Annotated in this window: 3 protein-coding genes, 1 tRNA gene and 1 other RNA gene; 4 read left to right on the top strand and 1 reads right to left on the bottom strand. The window is 74.1% G+C overall.

Going from position 1 to position 3,316, the window contains the following annotated elements:
- Positions 1–305 precede the first annotated feature (305 nt).
- Both NBZ83_RS31015 and NBZ83_RS31010 read left to right on the top strand, forming a co-directional pair.
- The gene (locus NBZ83_RS31015) at positions 306–473 is read left to right on the top strand and encodes a hypothetical protein (protein ID WP_261565679.1); all 168 of its coding nucleotides are present in this window, start codon (positions 306–308) and stop codon (positions 471–473) included.
- A gap of 42 nt (positions 474–515) precedes the next feature.
- Entirely contained in the window at positions 516–860 is a 345-nt protein-coding gene (locus NBZ83_RS31010) for a hypothetical protein (protein ID WP_261576397.1), read from the top strand.
- Here NBZ83_RS31010 and NBZ83_RS31005 read toward each other — a convergent pair.
- A tRNA-Ser gene (locus NBZ83_RS31005) sits at positions 851–935 on the bottom strand. The two genes, NBZ83_RS31010 and NBZ83_RS31005, sit on opposite strands and share 10 nt — an antisense overlap.
- Positions 936–1,119: 184 nt before the next feature.
- On the opposite strand from NBZ83_RS31005, the gene ffs reads away from it, so the two are divergent.
- Positions 1,120–1,216, top strand: an RNA gene (ffs, locus tag NBZ83_RS31000) — signal recognition particle sRNA small type.
- Positions 1,217–1,254: 38 nt separating this feature from the next.
- Positions 1,255–3,316 (top strand): DNA polymerase III subunit gamma and tau (locus NBZ83_RS30995; RefSeq protein ID WP_261576396.1); only part of this gene is annotated, 2,062 nt, incomplete at its 3' end.

Genomic DNA, 3,316 nt, shown 5'->3' with positions numbered 1-3,316 from the left:
GCCCACAACCACCGCCGACCAGCCCGCCGGGCCGATCCCCCGCTGTCCACCATGGGCACGTTGTACGCCACCCGATGGGGCGGCACGGTCCCGGACCGGCGGGAACGTACCGCCGGTTCCGCTCGTCGAAGTTCCTGCCAGCTCTGGGGATATGCCGGTCTTCGCCGCGGTGAGGCGTGCGGCGCGTCCTGGCCGGCCCTGGATGAAGGCTCGCGCAGGACGCCGAGCGGGAAGAGGCCGGCGCCGGGTGGGACAACGGCATCCTGCCCAACGAGCATGGGAAGCCGGTTCAGCTCAAGGAGTTGATGTTCACCCGTCCGGATGGGCGGTACCTCGACCCGCAGTGGGTAACCCGTCGCATGTGGCAGATCGCCCGCCGCGCGGGGTTGTGCACGACGGTGCGGGCGCCGGCGGCGGCCGGTGCCACCGAGATCGTGGTCGGGATGCGCTACCGGGAGCCGGTGGGGACCTAGCCGCTCTACGTCGACCGGGAACCGGTCGGGGAGGTCACCGTCGTGTCCGCCGTGCGGATGAGCGGCACCCGGGCCCGGCTGACGCTCGCCGCTCCCCTGCCGGTCGACATCGGGGTGGATGCCGAACTCGGCTGGTCGCTGCTGTCCCGTCGGCGGCTTCACGATCTGCGGCACTCGTCGGCATCGATCACCGGGAACCTGTACGTCCACATGCTGCGCTCGTCCGGCCAGAAGACGGCCGAAGCGGTGGCGGCGGTGGTGCCCGCTCCGCGCGCCGCGGGCACCAAGTGGGCACCGAACCCGCGGAGAGGGTCGTTTCGGCTGACGAGGGCGAGATTCCCGCTGGTAGCGCAGGGAAGCGCCCGAGGCGATCACGGCGGAGGATGAGAGATTCGAACTCTCGAGGGGTTGCCCCCAACACGCTTTCCAAGCGTGCGCCCTAGGCCACTAGGCGAATCCTCCGTCGATGAGACTATCTGATCGTCGCCGATCCGTGGACGCGAGGTCGCCCGGCCACGCGACCGGCCGGCTGCTGCCGCGGACGGCAGCCGGGTGCGGACGACCGCCGGGGCGCGGGTGACGGCCGGTTCGGGTGGGGTGGGCGACCACCGGGTTCATGATCGTCGTGGGCGGGCTAGACTGCTTAGCAGACCCCTCGTGCGGCGTTACCCTCGTGAAACCCCCCAGGGCCGGAAGGCAGCAAGGGTAAGCGGGCTCTGGCGGGTGTGCGGGGGGTCCTCTCGTTTCGCCGATGGTCTCGTCGAGCACGCGGAGCAGGCCAGTGAGCACAGCGTTGTACAACCGGTACCGTCCTGCGACCTTCGCCCAGGTGGTCGGCCAGGAACATGTGACCGACGCGCTGCGCAAGGCCCTGCGCACCGGCCGGCTGCACCACGCCTACCTGTTCAGCGGGCCGCGGGGCTGCGGGAAGACGTCCTCGGCCCGGATCCTCGCCGCCTCGCTGAACTGCGAGCGGGGCCCCACCCCCGAGCCCTGCGGCGTGTGCGACGAGTGCGTCGGCATCCGCACCGGCGCCTCGATGGACGTCACCGAGATTGACGCCGCCTCCCACGGCCTCGTCGACGATGCCCGTGACCTGCGCGAACGGGCCTTCTTCGCACCGGCGTCGGCCCGCTTCAAGGTCTTCGTGGTCGACGAGGCGCACATGGTGACGACCGCGGCGTTCAACGCCCTGCTGAAGGTCGTCGAGGAGCCGCCGCCGTACCTGAAGTTCGTCTTCGCCACGACCGAGCCGGACAAGGTCATCCCGACGATCCGATCCCGCACCCACCACTACGCCTTCCGGCTCGTCCCGCCGGGTGTGCTGCGCACCCACCTGGCGTCCATCTGCAAGCAGGAGGGCGTCACCGTCGACCCGACGGTGCTGCCGCTGGTCGTGCGGGCCGGGGCGGGATCGGTCCGGGACTCGCTGTCCGTCCTCGACCAGCTGCTCGCCGGGGCGGACGACGACGGCCTGCACTACGACCGCGCCGTGACCCTTCTCGGTATGACCGACGGGGTCCTGCTCGACGAGACCGTCGACGCGCTCGCGCAGCGCGACGGTGCCGCCCTGTTCACCGTCGTCGACAAGGTCGTCTCCGCCGGGCACGACCCGCGGCGCTTCGCCACCGACCTCCTCGACCGGTTCCGCGACCTGATCGTGATGGCCGCCGTCCCGGACGCCGACGCCCGCGGGCTACTCGAGTCCTTCTCCCCCGACCAGATCGACCGGATGCGCGCGCAGGCCGCCGCGGTCGGCCCCGCGGAGCTGTCCCGCACGGCCGACGTGCTGCACGGCGGCCTGGTCGAGATGCGAGGCACGACGAGCCCACGGCTGATGCTCGAACTGATCCTCGCCCGCGCGCTGCTGCCCGCGGCCTCGGCGGACCCGGCGGCGCTGCTGACCCGGCTGGAACGGCTGGAGCGCCGCTCCGTGCTCGCCGCGCCCGACCCGGCTGCCGGTCACCTGGCGTCGGCGCCCGGGATCGGCGCGGGCCCGGTGGCGGCCGGTTCCCCGTTCGGCGGTGGCGATGGCCCGGCCGGCCCGGACGGCGCGGCGGGTCCCGCGCGGGAGTCGGCACCCGCCCGCCCGGCGCCCGCTCTACCGGCGCGGGCCGCTGCGGCGCCCACCTCCCAGGGTCCGGCCGGCGGCTCGTGGAGTCCGGCCCCGGCGGCCGGCGGGATGAGCGCGGGTGTCCCGACCCGTGGTGCCGGCTACGGGCCACCACCAGCAGGCGCCGGGTTCGGGCCACCGCCAGGAGGCGGCGGCCCCGGGCAGAGCGGCGGGGCCGGGCCGAGCGGCGGGGCCGGGCCGAGCGGCGGGCGGATCGATGCCGCGGGCCTGCGGCTGCTGTGGGACGAGGTTCTCCTGCTCGCCGGCCGTCGCAGCCGTAAGACGCACGCGATCCTGAAGGACCACGCCGCCGTCGCCGATGTGCGCGGTGACGAGGTGATCCTGGCCTTCGCCAGCACACCGATGGGGCGGATGTTCGGGCAGGGCAACAACGCCGAGGTGTTCTGCACCGCGCTGGCAGAGAAGATCGGCGGGACCTGGCGGGTCAGCGTCGCACCGGCGGGTGGCTCCGGTCCCGGCCGAGGCGGCGGCCGGCCGGCCGGGGGACCGCCACCGCCCGGCGCTGGTTTCGGCGGCCAACCGGGATCCGGACCCGCCTGGACCGGCCCGGATCAGCGCTTCGGCGGCGGTGCCCCGACCCCGACTCCGGCGGTGAGCGGCCGAGCCGGCGGGCCCGCGCCGGGGCAGCCAGCGCCAGGGCACTGGCAGGGGCCGGACGGCGGCGGCCACCCGGGCCACCACCTCGAGTTCCACCGGAGCCCCCAGCGGC

It is taken from the genome of Frankia gtarii, assembly GCF_025403375.1.
Lineage (GTDB): Bacteria > Actinomycetota > Actinomycetes > Frankiales > Frankiaceae > Frankia > Frankia gtarii.
Note: the sequence above shows the minus strand (reverse complement) of the source record. Positions and strands in the feature narration are given on the sequence as shown.

Bases quoted from the DNA above. Each gene is read 5' to 3' on its own strand.
- NBZ83_RS31015 (WP_261565679.1), top strand. From the start codon at position 306: ATGTTCACCCGTCCGGATGGGCGGTACCTCGACCCGCAGTGGGTAACC.